This window comes from Amycolatopsis sp. NPDC104863 (assembly GCF_055582965.1).
On sequence record NZ_JBVJOW010000006.1, the window covers coordinates 88,174 to 107,451 of the forward strand.

Consider the following 19,278-nt stretch of genomic DNA (forward strand, 5'->3'; position numbering starts at 1 on the left):
GCCGTGCTGTCACGGCGGCCCCTCTTCCGTCAGCGGACCACTTCGGCGACCCCGAGCATGTTGCCCTCGCTGTCGCGGAACCAGGCGGCGCGCTCGCCGCGGCCCTTGCTCGGGTAGTTGCCGCGGACGTCCATGATCCCGTCCACGGCGCCGTCGTACTCCTCGAACACGACCCCGCGCGCCCGCATCTCGGCGACCGCCGCCTCGATGTCGTCGACGTAGAACCCCATCTGCGTGAAGGATCCGTCCGACGCGCCGGCGGAGGCGAAGAGGCAGAAGACGCCCGACGCGCCTTCGTAGCGCAGGCCGCCTTCCCGCTCCTCAGCCGGTTCGAGGCCGAGCTTCTCCGAGTACCACCGGCGGGCTCGGGCCAGGTCCTGGGTCGGGATACGGGCTTCGAACCGCGCGTTGCTCAACATCACCCGAGGGTAGCCGCTTACCGCACGCCGAGCAGGTGCTCCAGGGCCAGCTGGTTCAACCGCGTGAAGTGGTAACCACGGGCCGCGGCCGCGTCGAGGTCGAAGTCGTCCTTCAGCAGGTCGTCGAACGACTCGCCCGGCGCCAGCGTCGGCGTCGAGAGCTCCGGGACCCGCGACGCCGCCAGGGCCTCCGCGACCTCCGGGTCGGCACGGAACTTCGCCGCCTTCTCCTTGAGGATCAGGTAGGTCCGCATGTTCGCGGCCGCGGACACCCAGACGTCCGCGGAGTCCTCGGTGCGCAGCGGCTTGTAGTCGAAGTGCCGCGGACCCTCGTAGCCGCCGTTCTCCAGCAGGTCGACGAGGAAGAACGCGCTCTTCAGGTCGCCGTGGCCGAAGATCAGGTCCTGGTCGTACTTCGGGCCGTGCTGGCCGTTGAGGTCGATGTGGAACAGCTTGCCCTGCCACAGCGCCTGCGAAATGCCGTGCACGAAGTTGAGCCCGGCCATCTGCTCGTGGCCGACCTCCGGGTTGAGCCCGAACATCTCGGAACGCTCCAGCTGGGAGATGAAGCCCAGCGCGTGCCCGATCGTCGGCAGCAGGATGTCACCGCGCGGCTCGTTCGGCTTCGGCTCGAGGGCGAACCGCAGCGAGTAGCCCTTCTCGACGACGTAGTCCGCGAGCAGGTCGAGGCCCTCCTTGTAGCGGGCCAGCGCCGCGCGGACGTCCTTCGCGGCGTCGGACTCGGCGCCCTCGCGGCCGCCCCAGACGACGTAGGTCTCCGCGCCCAGCTCCGCCGCGAGGTCGAGGTTGCGGCGCACCTTCAGCAGCGCGTAGCGCCGGACGTCGCGGTCGTTGCTGGTCAGGCCGCCGTCCTTGAACACCGGGTGGGTGAACAGGTTGGTCGTGGCCATCGGCACCTTGAGGCCGGTCTCCGCGAGCGCCTTGCGGAACCGCTCGATCGCCTTGTCGCGGTCGGGCTCGGTGACGAGCAGGTCGTCGTCGTGGAAGGTCACGCCGTAGGCGCCCAGCTCCGCCAGCCGGTGCACGCTCTCCACCGGGTCGAGCGGTGGCCGCGTCCCGACCCCGAACGGGTCGTTCGCGGGCCAGCCCACGGTCCAGAGGCCGAAGGTGAACTTGTCGGCCGGCCGGGGGGCGTAGTCGCTCATGACTGTCCCTTCATTTAGTTCACGTTGTAGACTAAATATGCGCCGCGGCGGTCCCGGGCGTCAAGAGGCCGGTTAGAGTGCTTCGCAGGGAGGGACGCGATGACCCAGGCCGTGCGGCACGACTCGATGCGCGCCCGCAACCTCGAGGTCGTGCTCGGCGCGGTCAGCCGCGGCGGGCCGCTGACCCGGGCGGCCCTCGCCGAGCTCACCGGGCTGACCAAGTCGACGGTCTCGAAGCTCGTCGGCGACCTGATCGACGCGGGGCTGCTCGCCGAAACCGGCCCCGCGCGGGCGGGCGAGCGCGGCCGGCCGGGCGTGGAGGTCGTGCTCAGCGGGGCGCGCGTGGCGTCGCTGGGGCTGGAGATCAACGTCGACTACCTCGCGGTGCGCGTGCTCGACCTCACCGGCGTGGTCCGTTTCGCCGCGCGGCGCTCGCGGGACAATCGCGGCTCCCGGCCGAAGAAGGTCATGGCGGAGCTGCAGGCCCTGGCCGCGGAGGCGCTGACGGAGTCCCACCGGCTCGGGCTGGAGCCGGCGGGCGCGGTGCTGGCGGTGTCCGGCCCGGTCGGCGACGGTGTGCTGTTCAGCGCCCCCAACCTCGGCTGGCAGGACGTCCACCCGGCCGACCTCCTGCGCCTGCCGGTCCCGGTGGAGCTGGACAACGAAGCGAACCTCGCGGCCCTGGGCGAGCTCTGGTACGGCAACGGCGAGCGTGACTTCCTGTACGTGTCCGGCGAAGTCGGCATCGGCGCGGGCCTGGTGGTGAACGGCGCGCTGTTCTCGGGCGCCCGCGGCCTGGCCGGCGAGCTCGGCCACGTGGTGGTGGCGCCGCAGGGCCCACCGTGCCGTTGCGGCGGAAGCGGCTGCCTGGAGACGTACGCGGGTCAGGAAGCGTTGCTGGCGGCGGGAAAGGCGACGTCGGTGCCGTCGTTGCTGTCGGCGTTGGACCGCGGCGACGAGGTCGCGTTGTCGGCCTGCGCGGCGGCCGGGCAGGCTCTCGGCATCGCGCTGACGTCGGCCGTGAATCTCCTCGATCTGGACCGGGTGGTGCTGGGCGGGGTGTTCACGCAGCTGTACCCGTGGCTGTCCGGGCCGGTGTCGGAGGTGCTGGCGGCGCGGTTGGGGGGTTTGCGGGGTGCGCCTCCGGTGTTGTCGGCGTCACGGCTGGGTGGTGACGCGGCGACTTTGGGTGCCGCGGGGCGGGTGGTGCATCGGGTGCTGGCGGATCCGGCGCCGTTCCTGGCGCGAGCTCAGGAGGCGTAGGCCTCCACTTCGGACAGTTGCCCGGCTGGCCAGCCGGTGTTGCCGGTGAAGGTGAGCCGGACGTACTGGTTCGCTGTTGCCGGGACCGGGATCGTTGCCGTGTTTCCGCTCGCCGGGTCGAAGACGTAGCCCGCCGGGGCGGCGCCGTTCACCGAGATCGACTGGGTTCGTGTGCCCCAGGACGGCGGCAGCTTCAGCACCAGGCGCGCTACCGTGCGAGGTGCGCCGAGGTCCACCGTGAACGTCTGGGGGAACGCGTTGTTCGTGCTTTCCCAGTAGCTCGACGCGTTCCCGTCGACGGCGTTCCCCGGCGGGAACCCGCCTTGCGAGCCGCTCGCGGACGCGGCCTTGCCCAAGGCCAGGTTGGTCACCGGGCCGGCGAGCTGCGACGCCCAGTAGCGCGTCCGGTCCAGATATGCGGTTTCCGAAGCCGCGCCCGAAGTTCCGTAGGCGCCGGAGAACGTGTCGTACCCGAACGGCGGCGGGGAAGACCGGGCCGGCTCGATGATCGAGCCTTCGTGCCACTCGTTGAACGACGTCACCGAGACCCAGTCGGCGTTCGAGGCCAGCGCGTTCTGCCACTCGCGGTCGTAGGTGGCGCCGTTGTCGCGGGACAGCGTCGGTGTGGTGTTGCCGGGGACCGCTCGGTCGTCGTTGTAGCCCGGGCCCACCGACGGCGCCCAGACGAGTCCGTTGGCCTTGCAGTACGCGCTCGCTTCACGCCAGCCCGGCGCCGTCGCCCCGGCGATCGCGTCGTAGGTGTACATGCCGCCGAAGTGGGCGACCTTGCTCGTGTCCGTGGTCTGCGCCAGCACGATCGCCGACGAGCGCACCTGGTCGAGCGCCGACCAGTCCGTGATGCGCAGGCTTTCGAAGACGTAGAACGCGCCGCGCCCGCCCTCGCGGTAGAACGCCGGGCTCCCGCCGTAACGCCCGGTGAGGTAGTTGACGTCCGCCACCGTGGACGCGGCAGTACGCCCGGCGTACGGCTCGAGGTGCCAGGCAACGCGGATCCCGTGCCGCGCCGCGGCGGCCAGCACCCCGGCGGCCAGACCGTCCTCATAGGACCCCTGACCCCACCAGCTGTAGACGAGCACCCCGGCGCCGGACTGTTCGACCCACCGCATGTGCTGCTCGACCACGCCGCCGTCGCCGGAGTCGTAGGGGCCGAGAACCGGGTAGAAGTTCGCGCCGACGTCGTCCGGTGGGGTGTGGCCGCCCTGCTGCCAGTGCCGGTAGGCGCCGGAACTGTTGCCGTACCAGGGGTAGTAGAAGAGATGGGTCCGGCCCGAGAGCGCCGCGGCGGCGTGCGCGGCCGGTGCGGTCAGGGTGGCCACCAGAAGGAAAAGGGCGGCGAAGATCGTCGTGAACCGTCGCATGGGGAGCCCCTCGTCGCGCCGTTGCGTGGGAGTGGTCCCGACCATACGGACGGGAACCGAGCCCGGGCAATAGTTTTCCGGACATGCGCAAACTTGCGTCGGAAAGCCACCAGGAAACCGAAAGCCGCTCCGGGGCTGCTCCCGTTGAGCGGGATTTCGCCCGGCCTTGGGTGTTCGTACCGGTAGCCGATGCGGGCCCGCCGGCTACGCGGGCGACCGCGACCGGCACGGCCCCGATGGTGGCGGGGTTGGTCGACCACACATCGCGCAGTCGGTCTCGATGCGGACGGCACACGGCTGGGTTGGTCATGCCGGGCCTGGTGACCACAACTGGCCGGGAGCCACAGAAACACGAAAGCCGCCCCGGGGCGGACCCCGGGGCGGCTTCCGATGAGCGGGACTAGCTCACTGCGTTGACCTGCACCAGCGAGCTCCCGACGGTGACACCGGTGTCGGTCTGCACGGTCAGCTGACCGCGCAGGATCCGGCCGGCCGCCGGCGGGGCCTTGACCGTCACCGTGCCCGGGACGGTCCACGAGCTGCCCGACGCGTGCGCCGCGTTCGTGTCGGCCACCTCGACCGAGCCGAACGACGGGTTGGTGAACACGTCGAGGTAGTCGTACTGCGTGGTGCCCGCGGGCACCGCGTACCCGTCGACCAGCGCGACCCAGACGCCCGCGGCCGGGTTGGCCACGGTCACCGACTCCTCGGAGTCACCGTCCGCGCTGACCGCCGCCTGCACGCAGGAGCCGGTCGTGCAGTTGTACAGCACCAGGTCCAGGTCGGCGCCGACGTCGGACGTCTTGCCGATCGTGGCCGTCAGCGACGTCGAACCCGGCGTCACCGCGATCTGGTACTGCTGCTGCGCGCCTTCGGCAATCGACGGCCGCGCGACCTTCGCGCTGCCCAGCGTGGCGCCGTTCAGCTTGCCGGTGAACGCGCCGAGCGTGTTCGTCACGGTGTACGAACGCGCGATCGGCGTGTTCAGCGTGGCCGAGGCGATGGTGTCCGGGTTCGGCGAGATCGCCGTGCCCAGAACCGAAGCCGACAGCTTGTACGCCGCATTGTCCACATCGGACGTCCGGCGCGCTTCGACGACGATCTCCCACACACCCGGCAGCGGGTTGGCGATGGTGCGGCTGGTCGGCGTGCCACCCGGGCAGCCGGCTCCGGCGTCCGGCAGGTAGCAGAACGTCGTCGACGTGCTGGCCTCGGCCGGGACCCCGGTCGGGTCGTACCGCAGGAACCGCACCTGGCCCTTGCCCGGCGCGCCGGCGCCGGCGTCCAGGTCGACCTTCAGCGCGCTGGCGCCCTGGGGCACCCGCACGAAGTAGCTCGTCGCCTGGTTGCGGGCGATCTTGCCGGAGACGTCGACCTGGAAGCCCTTGGCCGCGGTGAACTCCTGCGGCGCGAAGACCGTGTTGAGGGTCTGCACGTCGATGCCGACGGTCAGCGGGTTGTCCAGGTACAGCAGGGACGAGTGGACGCCCGCGGTCTTCGGGTTCACCTTGACGTCGAACTTCACCGGCGTGTTCAGCGGCAGCACCACCGTGGCCGCCGAGGAGAACGTGCCGTCGTTGCCCGTCCACCGCGCGAAGTACGGCACCGGACGCTCCGAACCCGTGGTGCGCGTGATCGTGTACGTGCGGGTGTAGGCCGTGCCCGTGGTCACGCCCTCACGGTCGTGGATGCCCACGCCCGTGTTCGGCTTCGCGAGCAGCCCCGACAGCGCGGTGTGCACCTCGACCGACGTCGAGACGGCGTCCGGCTTCGGGTTGAGCGACAGCGCGACGAACGCGGCCGGGACGTTGAACAGGCCCGCGCCCTGGGCGTACGCGCCGATGCCCGGCACGAACCGCGCGGTCGACTTGATCGCCGAACGCAGCTGCGCCACCGGCGGCCGCTGGCCCTGGTGCGTCGCCTTGTACGCACTCACCAGCAGTGCCGCCGCGCCGGTCGCCTGCGGCGCCGCCATCGACGTGCCCTGCAGCATCGCGTACCCGGCAGGCAGGCCGTACGTGCCGGCCACCGGGCCTCCCGCCTCCCAGCGCGGGGTGGTGGAGATCGCCGCGCCCGGCGCGATGATGTCCGGCTTGAAGCCGCCGTCCTCACGCGGGCCGCGCGAGGAGAACGGGTGCAGCGACTCGGCGTTCTGGGTCTTCGAGCCGTAGTTCGAGAGCCAGGTCTCCTTGGTGATGTACGAGCCGACCGAGATCGCGTCCGTGGCCACCGACGGGTCGCCGACGGTGTTCGCCCCGTAGCCGCTGTTGCCGGCCGAGATGAAGATCTGGACGTTGTACTCGGCGATCGTGCGGTTGTAGAGCTCCGCGCGGGCGTTGTTGCCGTCGTTGAGGGCCGGCAGGCCGCCGATCGAGATGTTGATGACGTCCGCGCCGTGGCTGGCCGCGTAGACGACGCCGTCGATCAAGCCCGACGACGTGCAGGCGGTGCCGGTGAGGCAAACCTTGACCGCCAGGACCTTCGCCCCCGGGGCCGCGCCGTCCATCTTGCCGCCGAACAGGTCGTTACCGGTGGCGATGCCCGCGACGTGCGAGCCGTGCTCGGCGCCGGCGATGCCGATGCCGACGAAGCCCGGCTTGTCGGTCTGGACGACGAAGGCCATCCGCTCGGCGATGTCGGTCGCCGGGTTGTCGGTGCCGAAGTAGCCGACGTCGTACTTCTTCGCGTAGTCGGTCATCGGCTTCTCGTCGGTGAAGTCGCCGTTGCCGTTGAGGTCGACGCGGACCTCCTTGGTGACGCTGTCCTCGAGCACGCCCCAGGAGTCGGCGCGGTCGCCGTCGCGGTTGACGTCACCGCCGGTCTCGCTGTCCGCGCCGCCCAGGTCGCCCGCGGTCTCGCTGAAGACGCCGAAGGTGTACGGGCCGCCGGTCGCCGGGGCCGTCCAGCTCTTGCCGTTCGCGGTGAAGGTGCCGGTGTACGTCGCGGCCGACTGCGCGACCCAGGTGCCGTCGCCGGAGTTGGTGGCGTTGGCGTTGTACCAGTCGACGATCTTGCGCTCGCCGTGGCTGGTCTTCGCCAGCGCGGGGGAGTCGAGGTCGACGCCGGAGTCGAGGACGGCGACCGTGGTGTCCTTGCCGTCCCAGTTGGGCAGGACCTGGCCGAACTGCGCCGCGTAGGTGTCGCCGGTCGGGAGGTAGGGGTTCACGCGCGGGGTGTTCTTGCCGGGCGCGGGCTGCGGCGCCGGGTCCTGCGCGCCCTCGGGCTTCGGGTCGTCGCGGTAGACGAGGCCGTCGACGTCGACGGCGTTGACCGACTTGAGCTTCGCGGCCTTCTCGGCCTTGGCGGTGGGGACGCTGACCTTGACGTAGTCGAGCTTGGTGTCGGTGGACTGGACGACCCCGCCGAGCGCCTTGAGCTCGGTGACGGCCGCGCCGGTCTGGCCCTTCTCCGCCGCGATCAGCAGCGTGACGTCGGGCTTTCCGGCCTTTTCGGCCTCGGCGACGAGGGCGCGGTCGTGCTCGTCGAGGGTCTTGCCGTCGGTGGCGCCCGCCGTGGCCGGGGCCTGCTGGGCGGAGGCCACCGGGACGGCGATGCCGAGGACGGAGGCGCCGAGGGCGGTGGCGAGGACGGTGATCCCGGCCCGCCGTCTCCAGCGCGGTCTGTGCTGTGTCACTGAAACGACCCTTCGTGAAGAGATGCGTCCGACAAGTAGACGTCCGTGAAGTACACAACGTGAGATCTTCGTCAGCAATCAGACAGTTAGCCCATCAACCGCAATTGGTTGCGAGCCGAATGGCCTAACGCGCTCGCCGGTTAGGCGGCAACCGGATGTGACGCGGCGAGGTCAGACGTCCACTCTTGCTATACGTGCGTATAGGGGGCTACATTGCTGTGTAGTCGGCTATCCGAACGTATAGGACGCTCATGAACACCGAAGACCTCACCGCGCGGGCCCGGATCCGCGACGCCGCCATCCGCCTGTTCACCGAACGCGGCATGGAGAAGACGTCGGTCCTGGACATCGCGAAGGAGGCCGGGGTGTCGGGCGGGCTCATCCGCCACCACTTCGGCTCCAAGGACGGCCTGCGCGAGGCCTGCGACGCCCACGTCTTCGACGAGCTGCTGAAGTTCAAGGAGGAGGCGCTGGCGAAGGGGCACGCGGACCCGGGTTTCGTCCCGACGTTCGACGCGCGCCAGCTCCTGTTCCGCCGCTACCTGGGCCGGGCGATGATCGACGGCTCCGAAGCCGCGGCCGCGCAGTTCGTCGACATCGTCGACGGCACCGAGCGCTACTTCCGCGAGCAGCACCTGGACATGCCCGACCCGCGCGGGGTCGCCGCCGCGCTCGCCGCCATGACCGGCGGGCTGATGATCCTGCAGGACCACGTCGCCCGTGCGCTCGGCGAGGAGCCGGGCACGCACGAGGCGATGCTGCGCATGTCGCTGGCCGCCGGGCACCTCTTCCTGAACCCGCTCGGCGACGCCGACGTCCTCGACAAGGCCCGCGAAGCGCTGGCCGCGTACCCACGAAAGGAATGACGATGGCTGAGGCGATCACCGCCGACGGCCTCACCAAGGCGTTCGGTCCCGCGAAGGCCCTCGACGGGCTCGACCTGACCGTCCACACCGGCGAGGTGCACGGGTTCCTCGGACCCAACGGCGCCGGCAAGACCACCACGATCCGCGTCCTGCTGGGGCTGATGCGGGCCGACGGCGGCCGCGCCACCCTGCTCGGCGGCGACCCGTGGACCGACGCGACCGAGCTGCACCGGCGGCTCGCGTACGTGCCGGGCGACGTCACGCTCTGGCCCAACCTCACCGGCGGCGAGGTCATCGACCTGCTCGGCCGGCTGCGCGGCGGCCTCGACAGGACGCGCCGCGCGGAGCTCGTCGAGCGCTTCGACCTCGACCCGCGCAAGAAGGGCCGGACGTACTCCAAGGGCAACCGGCAGAAGGTCGCGCTGGTCGCGGCGCTGGCGTCCGATGTGGAGCTGCTGGTGCTCGACGAGCCGACGTCCGGGCTCGACCCGCTGATGGAAGAGGTGTTCCGGCAGGTCGTCGCGGAGGAGCGGGAACGCGGCGACCGGACCGTGCTGCTGTCCTCGCACATCCTTTCCGAGGTCGAGGCGCTGTGCGACCGCGTCACGATCATCCGGGCCGGCCGCACCGTCGAGTCGGGGACCCTGGACGAGCTGCGCCACCTCGGCCGGATCACCATCGACGCGTCGCTCGCGCGCGTGCCGGCGGACCTGGCGTCGCTGCCGGGGGTGCACGACCTGAGCACGTACGGCTCGCACGTTCACCTGTCCGTGGACCAGACGGCGTTGGACGACCTGATGCGGCACCTCGCCGAAGCCGGTCTGCGCAACCTGGTGAGCCGGCCGCCGACGCTCGAGGAGCTGTTCCTGCGGCACTACCGCCAGGACGCGCCGGTCGGAGCGGCGCGATGACCGGGACCTGGGCGCTGCTGCGGCTGGTGCTGCGCCGTGACCGGCTGCTGATGCCGCTGTGGGTCGTCTGCCTGGCGCTCGCGCCGCTGGGGTACCTGTCGTCGATCAAGGCGGCCTACCCGGATGCGGCGTCGCGGCAGCACTTCTACGACCTGAACGCGTCGAGCGCGACGTTCGTCGTGCGCAACGGCCCGCTGTACGGCTCGTCGGTGGGCAACCTGCTGGCCTGGCAGTGCGGGTTCGTGCCGGTCGTCGTCGGGCTGATCGCGCTGCTGACGGTCGTGCGGCACACCCGCACCGAGGAGGAGGCGGGCCGCCGCGAGCTCACCGGCGCGACCGTCGTCGGGCGGCACGCCGGGCTGGCGGCTGCGGTGCTGTTCGCTTGCGGGGCTTGCCTGGTGTACGGCCTGCTGGTCGGGCTCGGCGTCGCCGCCCAGGGCGAGCCGGCGGCGGGTGCGTTCGCGCTCGGGCTCGGGTTTTCCTTGGTGGGCTGGGTGTTCGCCGGGGTCGGCGCGATCGCGGCGCAGCTGACGTGGGGCGCGAGCGTGGCGCGCGGGATCGGGATCGGCGCGCTGGTGCTGGCGTTCCTGCTGCGCGCGGCGGGGGACAGCAGCGCGTCGGCCGGCTGGCTCGCGTGGCTGTCGCCGATCGGCTGGGCGCACCGGCTGCGGCCGTTCGCGGGGGAGCAGTGGTGGATCTTGGCCTTGGCGTTGGCCTTCACCGGCGTCCTGGTGGCGCTGGCGGTCGTGTTGTCCGCGCGGCGGGACCTCGGTGCAGCGCTGCTTCCGGCGCGGCTGGGGCGAGCGACGGCGAAGGCGTCACTTCGGTCGCCGCTGGCGCTCGCCTGGCGGCTGCAGCGGGGGACGCTGCTGGTCTGGACCGTCTGCCTGGCGCTGGTCGGCCTGCTGATGGGCGGCGTGGCGCAGAACGTCTCGGACCTGCTGCGGGACAACAAGGCAGTCGGGGACGTGTTCGCGCGGCTCGGCGGAGGCGGCGCGGTGGTCGACGCATACCTGGCCGGAACGATGACGTTGTACGGCCTCGCGGCGGCGGGCTACGCCATCCAGGCGACGCTGAAGCTACGGGCCGAAGAGGCCGCAGGCCGGGCAGAACCTCTTCTGGCGACGGCGGTCGGCCGGCTCGGCTGGGCGGCGTCGCACCTGGTGATCATGGTGCTGGGCTCAGCGTTCGTGCTGGCGGTGACCGGTCTGGCAACCGGCGCGGCGTATGGCGCTTCACTGGTCCCGGCGGCGTTGGCCCAGCTCCCGGCGGTGTGGGTGCTGGCCGGGCTGGCGGCGTTGCTAACAGGCGTCCTCCCGCGCTTCGCGGCGGCGGCATGGGGGCTGCTGGGCGCGTTCCTGCTGCTGTCCCTGGTGGGTTCGGCATTGCAATGGAACGACATGGTGCTGGGGATCTCCCCATTCCAGCACCTGCCCCGGCTGCCGGGCGGAACGTTCTCGCTGACGCCGGTGCTCTGGCTGGCGGCGATCGCCCTGGTGGCGGGAGCGGGCGGCCTGACGGCGTTGCGAAGGCGTGACATCCCCGTGGGCTGAAAGCGAAAGGCGACCACACCGGGGGGTCCAGGGGGCTTGCCCCCTGGCGGGGGTCTGGGGGTTTGACCCCCAGGAGACACGGCGAGCGAGGTGGGTGCGCGCTTTTTGCGCACACACCTCACCCACTCGCTCGCGGCAACCGAGGGAGTCGAACCCTGCGCGGCTTATGAGGGCGGCGCCCATGGACCGGCCCTGACCCTTCGGCGGGCGACGGCTGCCATCTTGTACAACGGTAGCTAATACCCATCTCATTCCCATCTCACTCCGTGCTTCACCCGGACGGGTCCGGCTGGCAGGGTGGTCGGCATGGATGATCTACTGCTGCGCCGTGTGCGGCCGGGACTTCGCGGCGAGCTCGCGGACGTCCGGGTGAACGACGGCCGGGTCACGGCGATCACCGAGCCGGGGTCCGGGGCCTTCGCCGCGCGGGTGGTGGACGGGCACGGCGGCACGCTGCTGCCGGGGCTGGTCGACGCGCACGTCCACGTCGTGCAGTGGGCGACGTCCCGGCGCCGGATCCCGCTGGACGCGGCGCGGTCGGCGACGGAGGCGGTCGAGCTGCTGCTGGCCCACCTGCTGGCGACACCGGCGCCGCAGACGGAACTGGTCGTGGGCGCGGGTTTCCGCGACGGGCTCTGGCCGGACAAGCCGCACAAGGAGCTGCTGCAGCGGGCGTTGCCGGGGCGCGCGGTCGCGTTGTTCAGCGCGGACCTGCACACGCTGTGGCTGAGCCCGGCGGCGCTGAAGCTGATCGGCCGTGAGCACCCGACGGGGGTGCTGCTGGAGAACGACTGCATGAGCGCGACGGCCCAGCTCCCGACGGCCGCGGTCGACGTCCAGGACGAGTGGGTGGCGGAAGCGGTGTCCGCGGCGGCCGCGCGGGGCGTGACGGAGATCGTCGACTACGAGTACGCGGACACGGTCACGGACTGGACCCGGCGGGGCGCGCCCGCGGCCCGGATCTCGTGCGTGATCGCCCGGCACCTGCTGGACCAGGCGATCGAGCGCGGCCACCGCACCGGAGACGTCCTGCCGGATTCGGGCGGGCTGCTGACGGTCGGGCCGTTCAAGCTCTTCGTGGACGGTTCGCTGAACACTCGCACGGCTTACTGCCACGATCCTTATCCGGGTTCGGACTCGCCGGGGTTGCTGGAGCTGCCGCCGGCCGAGCTGGTTCCGTTGCTGGAGCGGGCTTCCGCGCACGGCCTGGTCCCGGCGGTGCACGCGATCGGCGACCAGGCGAACACGATCGCGCTGGACGCGTTCGAGCGAGTCGGCTGCCCGGGGCGGATCGAGCACGCGCAGCTGCTTTCGCCGGCCGACGTCTCGCGGTTCGCGGCGTTGGGCGTGATCGCGGCGGTCCAGCCGGCGCACCAGCCGGACGACCGTGACGTCGCGGAAAGGTATTGGCACGGAAGGACTTCGCGGGCCTTCCCGTACCGGTCGCTGCTGGAGTCGGGGGCCCGGCTGGAGTTCGGGTCGGACGCCCCGGTGGCGCCGCTGGACCCGTGGGACGGGATCGCGTCGGCGGTCTCCCGGACCGACGACGACCGGCCGGCTTGGCACCCGGAACAGGCGTTGTCGCTGGCGGACGCGCTGGCGGCGTCTTCGGGCGGACGTCGGGGCGTCGCGGTGGGAGACGTCGCGGACCTGATGGTGACGGCGGCCGACCCGTCGGTGCTCTCGCCGGCCGACCTGAGGGCGCTCCCGGTGACGGCGACGGTCCTGGCCGGACACGTCACGCACCTCGTCTAGCCCCGGCCACTACGATCCCCGGATGCCGGACGTCCGCCAGCGCATCCTCGAAACCGCCACGCGGCTGTTCGACCGGCACGGGGTGCACGCCGTCGGGATGCAGCGGATCATCGACGAGTGCGGGTGCGGCAAGAACCTGCTCTACGGCCAGTTCGCGGGCAAGGACGACCTGGTCGTCGCGTACCTGGCGCACCACAGCGGCGACTGGGACGCGCTCGTCGCGGAGATCCGGACAGCGGGCGACCCGCAGTCGCGCCTGGTGGACCTGGTCCGCGGGGTGGGGGTGCGGGCCGTCGAGCCCGGCGCGCGCGGCTGCCCGCTTCGCATCGCGTTGACGGAGTTCCCGGAACGTGCCCACCCGGTCCACCGCGCGGCGATCGACCACTTCAGGCGGGTGCGGACGCAGCTGCGCGAGCTGGCGGCCGAGACGACGGCGCGCGAGCCCGGTCGGCTGGCCGACCGGATCATGGTGATCGTCGACGGCCTGTACGCGAACGGCCCGACCCTCGGCGCGGAAGCCGCGGAGACGGCGGTCGCGCTGGCCGCGGACGTGGTGCGGGCCGAGGTGTCAGCGAAGGGTGCGGAGGGCTGCTGACCAGGCCTGACGGGACACGGTGAGCTGACCGGCCGCGGGGGTTTTGCTGTCCCGCACCCCGACGCTGCGCTCGATCGCCACCTCGACACAGTCGCTTTCATGACCGCTGTGGGACGACTTGCGCCAATTCCGGTGCATCCGCGCCTCCGATTACCTCGTGACCTCCGCGATCAGGTCGCGGGAGGCGTCTTCGCTCAGTGCGGTCTCCGACAGCAGTTTAGCAAGCTGTCGATAGGTGACAATGTGACGGTCGTCGGAGAGAAACGCGCTCCCGCCGAAGTATTCGAGGAACACGACCGGTGGCAGATCCTCGTAGTCGTAGAGGATAAAGCTGCCGAGCAGGCCGGGGTGGTATCCACGGCCCGAGCGGAGGACCCGCAGCGAGATGTTCGGCAAACGGGACATCGCCAGGAGGTGATCGTACTGGTCGGACATGATGTCTTCGTCGCCGATCGGCTCGCGGATGGCGGACTCGTGGACCATCGCGTTCAGGCGGATCGGCTCCGGCCGGGTGAGGATCTTCTGCCGGTCGAGCCGGACCTTGAGGCGGGCATCGGCCTGCTCGACTGTAATCTTCGAATTGCTCAGCAGTGCCCGGGCGTAATCGGCGGTCTGAAGTAGTCCGGGAATAATGGCGAGTTGCCAGGTGGTGAGTTTTGTTGCGGTGCGCTCGCATTCGAGCAGGCCGCTCAGGGGCGCCGGAATCTCGGGTGATCCCGTGGTGATCCAGTCGGGCTCGCGGGCGCTCTGGGCCAATTCCAGCAGGTGCTTCTGCTGCTCGCCTCGGATCTTGAAGAAGCCGAGGATGAGCGCCACCGCCGAGACCGGTGGCACCCGCAACCCCTTCTCCCACAACGACAGCAGCTGCGGTGTGAATCCGAGGATCGTCGCCAGCTTGCGCAGTCCCATCCCTCGCGACTCGCGGATCTCGCGGAGACCGGCGGCCAGCGTCCGCGCGCGAGGCGTGGAAGAAGTCGGTTTCATGCGCCCGATCGTACAAAGCGTTGTCCATCACCCACTCAGCGTGTTGGTGTCTACCGGACAGGACGGATTCACTGGAGTCATGTTGAGGTGGCAGCAAGCGGAGGGAAAGCGCCACGCGCTCGACGGCGCTTTCCCTCCGCGTCCGGAAGAAACGTTCGTGACTTTGTGCGGGGAAGAGGTGACCGTCGCGGTGTGCGACGTGCCGCAGCTCGGCGGGAACTGGTTCGACCCGACCTGCACCGGCTGCCGGGACGCGTGGCTGGCCCGGTGCTGACCGACGCCGGCCGGGACCACCGGCTGCTCGACCGCATCCGCGACCTCCACGCGTCGCTCGCGCTCGACCTGGCCTGGCTCGCCCGCACCCTCGACGAGGAGGCCCCGCGGCCGGACATCCTCCGCGACCTGGGGGAGCGCCTCGCCGACCTGGGCACGGACCTCGTCGGCCGCGCCGACGAGCTGGACGCCCGGGTCCGGGCCACCCTGCCGGACCACGGGTGGCTCCCCGAAGCGGGCGCACGGCGGCGAGCGCTGGCCGTCGCCCACCAGGTCGGCCCGCACCCCCTCCGGTGCGGGCCGATCTTCCTGGCCGTCTGCGGCGCCGCGTGTTTCCCCTTCTACGGCACGGACCCGACGGGCCGGACGACTCGCCACGAACGGTGCGAAAGGTGCCTCCAGGTGCGCTGACCTGCCGTTCGTGCTGAGCTGGGGGCATGACCGAGGCGAAGACGACGGCGACCGAGCGCTTCTTCCGGATCGCGATCGCGATCAAGGGGCTCGACGGCGCCCTGCAGGTGGTCGGGGCGCTGATCCTGGCGTTCATCCCCGCGTCGGCCGTCAGCGGGTTCACCCACGCCGTCATCACGCGCGACCTGCTCGGCGACCCGTCCGGCACCCTCGCGCGCCACCTCGAGTCGGCCACCGAGAACTTCCTCCACGGCGACACGAAGACCTTCGCCGTGGCGTACCTGCTCGCCCACGGCCTGATCAAGCTCGGCCTGGTCTGGGCGCTCGCGCGCAAGATCGTCCGGGCGTACCCGGTCGCGGCGATCATCCTCGCCGCGTTTGTCGTCTACGAGGTGATCCGGGCGATCCACACCCATTCGATCGCGTTGCCGTTCTTCGCCGCGCTCGACGTTGTCATCATCGTGCTCGTGCTGCGGGAATACCGGCAGCTGAAGCGGTCACGAAGTGCATGACGGCGACGTGTCGAGCGGCCGGCCCTGCGACCACACGAGGTCGACGAGGTTCGCCGCACCGTCGGCCCCGATGCTCAGGATCGGCAGCACTTTGTCGATCTGGTTGCCGCTGTCCTGCCGGAACGCGATGAAGCCGGTGGCGCCCGGCACGGCGGAGGTGCAGTTGATCTGCGAGACGAAGTTCGCCACCGACTGCGAGTTCGACGACGGGTCGTTGTCGGCCGCGCTGAGCGCCGTCGCGACGGCGTCGTGCTCGATCATCGCCGCGCCGTCGGAGAGGCCACCGGCCTCGAACGCGTGCGTGCCCGCGAAACTGTTGAGGAAGTCCGCGTAGTTCTGCCGGTAGGCCAGCGCGGCGTCGTTGCCGGTGAACTTCGTCCACTGGTCCGGGTAGGCCAGCGCCGTGTACATCGGCGTCACGGCGATGTCCCCGGTCAGCGGGAGTTTCGTGCCGACGAGCGTCGCCGCGTCGTCACCGGAGATGACCTTGACCGAGCGGAGCTGCTCGCACGCACCGCTGTTGGACAGCGCGTAGATGAACGACCGCAGGTCGACGCCGCGGCCGGCGAAATAGATGACGTCCGGCTGGGTGTTGCAGATCTCGGAGTGCATGCGACGGAACAGTTTCTGGAAGTAGTCGTCACGGTTCGTGCCGGTAAGCTGCCCCGGGTAGGTGTACCTCTGCGAGGCCTTGATCGGCACCGACTGCTGCTCGGTGAACGCCTTGCTCAGCGTGCCCGCGTACGTGTCGGCTTCGTTGCCGTCGGCGATGAGCATCGCGCTGCGGTTCGGGAGCTTCGCGATGTAGTTGACCGCGGCGTGCGCTTCGTCGCTGTTGGTCGGGCCGACGCGGAAGAAGTTCTTGATGCGCTTGCCGTCGGCGTCGACGTTGAGGTCGTCGGCGGTGACCGTCGCGCCGATCGTGACGATGCCGTTGCGCGACAGCTCCGCGATCGCGTCGCGCGTGCTCTGCAGGCTGATGCCGACACCGGTGACGGCGGCGATGCGCAGCGGCTCGGCGTTCGCGACGATCTGGTCGACCGCCGCGCGCCAGTGTTCGGCGTTGCTGCCGAAGTTCGCCAGGAGCAGCTTGACGCCGGTGGTGTCCGGACGCGGCCACGCGGCGGCGATCGCGCCCTGGACCTCGTGTCGGATGAAGTCGATCGGCGTGCTGTCGACGTTCGGATCCGGGGTCAGGTTCTCCAGCACCACCACGGTTTTGTAGTTCGCGCCCGCCTGGGCGTTCCGGGCGGCGATCACCGCTTCGAGCTCGGCGAGGGGATCGTCGTCGCGCAGCGGCCCGGAGTCGAGGGAGAGGCCGACGCAGACGTTGTTCTCTTCGGTCAGCCCGGCGCCGCACTGCTGCCAGGGCTGTTTCCAGACGAGGACCACGCCGACCAGGAGCACAACGACGGCGGTGACGGCGATCCAGTGCCGGTGGAGCACGCTGCGCGGCCGGACGGGTGGCTCGGCGGCGCGGGTCCGCGGGGTGAAGCGGTCGAGCAGGGCGGTGCGGGGCATCGGCGTTCCGTCCGTCAGGGCCAGAGGCCGTCGAAGGCGAGCTTGGCGGTGTCTTCGAGGGCCTGGGTGTCCGAGCGCTGCGAGATCGACGACAGGTTGGTCAGCGCGGTGCGGATGCTCTTGTTCTGGTCCGGGCCGCGCACGGCGAACGGGTTCGCGCTGAGCCAGCTCGCGGCGACCAGCCGGGCGAGGTTGTTGCGGATCTCCGTGCGGTCGTCGGGGTTTCGCTCGATGTCGGCGTCGACGAGCTTGCCGAAGAGCCGTTCGTAGTTCTCGTCGAGCGGCTGGGCGTCCGGGGCGTGGACGACGACCGTCAGCCGGTCTATCCACTCCTGGTGCGGGAGCTTCGGGAAGTCCCGTTCGAACAGGTCGACCACGGCGGGGAAGTCGCCGAGGGCGAGCAGGCAGTAGGCGAGCCGGACGTCGTCGGCCTCCGGGGCGCCGCGCAGCGCGGAGAACTGGGCCGCGTAGGTCGGGCCGCCGTCACCGTTGCGCCGGGCCAGCGCGGACACGAGGTTGCCGGCGAGCCAGGGGTGCAGCGTGACGTGGTCGGGCGTGCCGCCGCCGTGGCCCGGCGCGTTCACCCACAACGACGCGCGCAGCTCGGTGAGGATCGGGCCGACGTGCGGCTGGCCGACCAGCCCGTGCTCGGGCAGCGGGACCAGCCACGGCGCGGTGGCGAACGGCGCGGCCGTGACCAGCGCCTCGGTGTCCACACTGGACAGCCGGAGGTCGGTGAGCCAGCGGCGCCACGGGTCGGGGCCGGACGTGCCGAGCACGTCGCGGGCGCCGGGGCGGACCGAGGTGTCGCGCAGGGCCGCGGCCAGCTGCTTCGCCGCCTTCGGCAGGCCGCCGCTGGCCCGGTGGACGAACTCGGCCGTCGTGCGCGGGACGGCCTTGCCCAGCAGCGCCGCGACTTCGTGGACGGTCAGGGGCTCGAGCAGCACGGGGTAGTAGGCGGGCGGGCGCGCGCCGTCGGGGTGCTCGGCCCAGTCGTCGTAGGAGGCGTCGCGGCAGCTCGGCACGACCCGGGCCGCCGTCCCGCCCGGCTGCCACGGCGGCCGCCAGGCGCGGGCCAGCTCCCGCTCCCACTCGCCGTCCCACTTCCCGCTCGTCGCCACGACCAGCAGCGGATCGCCGGTGCCGCGGTCGCCGTGCTTGCGGCGGTAGGCCTCGCGGGCCGCCGTCAGCGCCTTGAGGAACGCGAGCCCGCCCGGGTGGTCGACGTCGTCGAGCAGCACCACCCAGTTGTGCACGTGGGACACCTTTTCCGGGTTGACGCAGTCGCACGGGCTGCGCCGCTCCGGGACGGACATCCGGCGGTGGTTCTCGCGGACGTCGGCGAGGAACGCCTCGGTCAGCCACGCGGTGACCCCGTCGGGGTCGGGCTCGGCCCCGCGCGCCAGCCAGTTGAGGTCGACCAGCGCGTCGAGGGCGTCCCCGGTGGTGAAGCGGTCGAACTCGGTCAGCGAGCGCAGGATGTGGCCCAGCCGCGGGCGGAGGGTCTGCAGCAGCCCCGGGACCTCGTCGGCGAACGCGGCGCCGAAGGGGGCCGGCACGGCGGTCTTCGCGAAGATGCGCAGCCAGGGATCGAAGCTGCCGTTCCAGCGGCTGCGCTTGAACTTCCGGAGCTCTTCGCGCAGCGTCTCGCGGTCCCGGCGGCGGTCGGTGGTGCTGAGCTCCGCGTTGACGGCGATCAGGGCGACGGCCAGGCGCAGGAACCGCGGCCGCGCGCGGTGCCGCCACTTCCGGGAGAGCTCGTAGGCGAGCCTGATCAGCACGTCGACCGGGGCGGGCTCGTCACCGGCGAAGTCGAACCGGGCGTGCACGACACCCCAGCCCAGGTGACTGGTGATCTCGGACAGCGCGTGCGACTTGCCGGCGCCGACCGGGCCGAGCAGCAGGACCACCGGTTGCGGCCGCGGCGGTTTGCCGGTGACGCCGTTCCAGAGCAGGCGGCGGGTCAGCAGAACGGAACCGGAATGATCCGCTTCGACCATCAGTGTGTACTCCCCCAGTGAACCACGAACACGTCG

At 71.1% G+C, this 19,278-nt stretch carries 17 protein-coding genes; 9 read left to right on the forward strand and 8 right to left on the reverse strand.

The window, feature by feature from the left end:
- Positions 1 to 29: 29 nt before the first annotated feature.
- Positions 30 to 419 (reverse strand): VOC family protein, encoded by a 390-nt coding sequence (locus ACZ63J_RS31085; protein ID WP_465313201.1) that lies wholly within the window; start codon positions 417 to 419, stop codon positions 30 to 32.
- A 17-nt stretch (positions 420 to 436) separates the two neighbouring features.
- Positions 437 to 1,585, reverse strand: a complete 1,149-nt coding sequence (gene xylA, locus ACZ63J_RS31090; protein WP_465399419.1) for a xylose isomerase — start codon at positions 1,583 to 1,585, stop codon at positions 437 to 439.
- A gap of 99 nt (positions 1,586 to 1,684) precedes the next feature.
- On the opposite strand from xylA, the gene ACZ63J_RS31095 reads away from it, so the two are divergent.
- Positions 1,685 to 2,848 (forward strand): ROK family protein, encoded by a 1,164-nt coding sequence (locus ACZ63J_RS31095; RefSeq protein WP_465399420.1) that lies wholly within the window; start codon positions 1,685 to 1,687, stop codon positions 2,846 to 2,848.
- Here ACZ63J_RS31095 and ACZ63J_RS31100 read toward each other — a convergent pair.
- Both ACZ63J_RS31100 and ACZ63J_RS31105 read right to left on the reverse strand, forming a co-directional pair.
- The gene (locus ACZ63J_RS31100) at positions 2,836 to 4,227 is read right to left on the reverse strand and encodes a discoidin domain-containing protein (RefSeq protein WP_465399421.1); all 1,392 of its coding nucleotides are present in this window, start codon (positions 4,225 to 4,227) and stop codon (positions 2,836 to 2,838) included. The two genes, ACZ63J_RS31095 and ACZ63J_RS31100, sit on opposite strands and share 13 nt — an antisense overlap.
- Positions 4,228 to 4,627: 400 nt before the next feature.
- Positions 4,628 to 7,861, reverse strand: a complete 3,234-nt coding sequence (locus ACZ63J_RS31105) for a S8 family serine peptidase (protein WP_465399422.1) — start codon at positions 7,859 to 7,861, stop codon at positions 4,628 to 4,630.
- A gap of 251 nt (positions 7,862 to 8,112) precedes the next feature.
- Between ACZ63J_RS31105 and ACZ63J_RS31110 the strand changes: the two genes are divergently transcribed.
- The 5 genes from ACZ63J_RS31110 (at position 8,113) to ACZ63J_RS31130 (ending at position 13,541) form a co-directional block, all read left to right on the forward strand.
- A complete protein-coding gene (locus tag ACZ63J_RS31110; RefSeq protein WP_465399423.1) occupies positions 8,113 to 8,727 on the forward strand; it encodes a TetR/AcrR family transcriptional regulator in 615 nt (204 codons plus the stop codon).
- Between the two features lie 2 nt (positions 8,728 to 8,729).
- Entirely contained in the window at positions 8,730 to 9,638 is a 909-nt protein-coding gene (locus ACZ63J_RS31115; RefSeq protein WP_465313195.1) for an ABC transporter ATP-binding protein, read from the forward strand.
- Positions 9,635 to 11,191: an ABC transporter permease gene (locus ACZ63J_RS31120; protein WP_465399424.1), complete on the forward strand. Its 1,557-nt coding sequence runs from the start codon at positions 9,635 to 9,637 to the stop codon at positions 11,189 to 11,191. Before ACZ63J_RS31115 ends, ACZ63J_RS31120 begins: the two co-directional genes overlap by 4 nt.
- 306 nt (positions 11,192 to 11,497) lie before the next feature.
- Positions 11,498 to 12,946, forward strand: a complete 1,449-nt coding sequence (locus ACZ63J_RS31125; protein WP_465399425.1) for an amidohydrolase — start codon at positions 11,498 to 11,500, stop codon at positions 12,944 to 12,946.
- 22 nt (positions 12,947 to 12,968) lie between these two features.
- A complete protein-coding gene (locus tag ACZ63J_RS31130) occupies positions 12,969 to 13,541 on the forward strand; it encodes a TetR/AcrR family transcriptional regulator (protein WP_465399426.1) in 573 nt (190 codons plus the stop codon).
- Here ACZ63J_RS31130 and ACZ63J_RS31135 read toward each other — a convergent pair.
- Positions 13,515 to 13,679 carry a DUF397 domain-containing protein gene (locus ACZ63J_RS31135; RefSeq protein WP_465399427.1) on the reverse strand — a complete coding sequence of 55 codons (165 nt, stop codon included), beginning with the start codon at positions 13,677 to 13,679 and terminating at the stop codon, positions 13,515 to 13,517. The genes ACZ63J_RS31130 and ACZ63J_RS31135 overlap by 27 nt on opposite strands.
- Positions 13,680 to 13,691: 12 nt before the next feature.
- The gene (locus ACZ63J_RS31140; RefSeq protein WP_465399428.1) at positions 13,692 to 14,525 is read right to left on the reverse strand and encodes a helix-turn-helix domain-containing protein; all 834 of its coding nucleotides are present in this window, start codon (positions 14,523 to 14,525) and stop codon (positions 13,692 to 13,694) included.
- 79 nt (positions 14,526 to 14,604) lie between these two features.
- On the opposite strand from ACZ63J_RS31140, the gene ACZ63J_RS31145 reads away from it, so the two are divergent.
- From ACZ63J_RS31145 to ACZ63J_RS31155, 3 genes are read left to right on the forward strand one after another with little or no spacing between them, the layout of a single operon-like run.
- The gene (locus ACZ63J_RS31145; protein WP_465334653.1) at positions 14,605 to 14,799 is read left to right on the forward strand and encodes an HC3 family zinc finger protein; all 195 of its coding nucleotides are present in this window, start codon (positions 14,605 to 14,607) and stop codon (positions 14,797 to 14,799) included.
- Complete coding sequence (locus tag ACZ63J_RS31150) at positions 14,793 to 15,209, forward strand: hypothetical protein (protein WP_465313188.1); 417 nt, start codon at positions 14,793 to 14,795, stop codon at positions 15,207 to 15,209. Before ACZ63J_RS31145 ends, ACZ63J_RS31150 begins: the two co-directional genes overlap by 7 nt.
- A gap of 26 nt (positions 15,210 to 15,235) precedes the next feature.
- Positions 15,236 to 15,721, forward strand: coding sequence for a DUF2127 domain-containing protein (locus ACZ63J_RS31155; protein WP_465313187.1), 486 nt, complete (start codon positions 15,236 to 15,238; stop codon positions 15,719 to 15,721).
- Here the strand turns inward: ACZ63J_RS31155 and ACZ63J_RS31160 are convergent.
- Together ACZ63J_RS31160 and ACZ63J_RS31165 are read right to left on the reverse strand one after the other, a co-directional pair.
- The gene (locus ACZ63J_RS31160) at positions 15,707 to 17,242 is read right to left on the reverse strand and encodes an ABC transporter substrate-binding protein (RefSeq protein WP_465399429.1); all 1,536 of its coding nucleotides are present in this window, start codon (positions 17,240 to 17,242) and stop codon (positions 15,707 to 15,709) included. The genes ACZ63J_RS31155 and ACZ63J_RS31160 overlap by 15 nt on opposite strands.
- Before the next feature lie 14 nt (positions 17,243 to 17,256).
- A complete protein-coding gene (locus ACZ63J_RS31165; protein ID WP_465399430.1) occupies positions 17,257 to 19,242 on the reverse strand; it encodes a hypothetical protein in 1,986 nt (661 codons plus the stop codon).
- Between the last annotated feature and the right edge of the window lie 36 nt (positions 19,243 to 19,278).

Bases quoted from the DNA above. Each gene is read 5' to 3' on its own strand.
- ACZ63J_RS31125 (WP_465399425.1), top strand. From the start codon at position 11,498: ATGGATGATCTACTGCTGCGCCGTGTGCGGCCGGGACTTCGCGGCGAG.
- ACZ63J_RS31135 (WP_465399427.1), bottom strand. From the start codon at position 13,679: ATGCACCGGAATTGGCGCAAGTCGTCCCACAGCGGTCATGAAAGCGAC.
- ACZ63J_RS31095 (WP_465399420.1), top strand. From the start codon at position 1,685: ATGACCCAGGCCGTGCGGCACGACTCGATGCGCGCCCGCAACCTCGAG.
- ACZ63J_RS31100 (WP_465399421.1), bottom strand. From the start codon at position 4,227: ATGCGACGGTTCACGACGATCTTCGCCGCCCTTTTCCTTCTGGTGGCC.
- xylA (WP_465399419.1), bottom strand. From the start codon at position 1,585: ATGAGCGACTACGCCCCCCGGCCGGCCGACAAGTTCACCTTCGGCCTC.
- ACZ63J_RS31115 (WP_465313195.1), top strand. From the start codon at position 8,730: ATGGCTGAGGCGATCACCGCCGACGGCCTCACCAAGGCGTTCGGTCCC.
- ACZ63J_RS31165 (WP_465399430.1), bottom strand. From the start codon at position 19,242: ATGGTCGAAGCGGATCATTCCGGTTCCGTTCTGCTGACCCGCCGCCTG.
- ACZ63J_RS31155 (WP_465313187.1), top strand. From the start codon at position 15,236: ATGACCGAGGCGAAGACGACGGCGACCGAGCGCTTCTTCCGGATCGCG.
- ACZ63J_RS31140 (WP_465399428.1), bottom strand. From the start codon at position 14,525: ATGAAACCGACTTCTTCCACGCCTCGCGCGCGGACGCTGGCCGCCGGT.
- ACZ63J_RS31120 (WP_465399424.1), top strand. From the start codon at position 9,635: ATGACCGGGACCTGGGCGCTGCTGCGGCTGGTGCTGCGCCGTGACCGG.
- ACZ63J_RS31160 (WP_465399429.1), bottom strand. From the start codon at position 17,242: ATGCCCCGCACCGCCCTGCTCGACCGCTTCACCCCGCGGACCCGCGCC.
- ACZ63J_RS31145 (WP_465334653.1), top strand. From the start codon at position 14,605: ATGTTGAGGTGGCAGCAAGCGGAGGGAAAGCGCCACGCGCTCGACGGC.
- ACZ63J_RS31110 (WP_465399423.1), top strand. From the start codon at position 8,113: ATGAACACCGAAGACCTCACCGCGCGGGCCCGGATCCGCGACGCCGCC.
- ACZ63J_RS31085 (WP_465313201.1), bottom strand. From the start codon at position 419: ATGTTGAGCAACGCGCGGTTCGAAGCCCGTATCCCGACCCAGGACCTG.
- ACZ63J_RS31130 (WP_465399426.1), top strand. From the start codon at position 12,969: ATGCCGGACGTCCGCCAGCGCATCCTCGAAACCGCCACGCGGCTGTTC.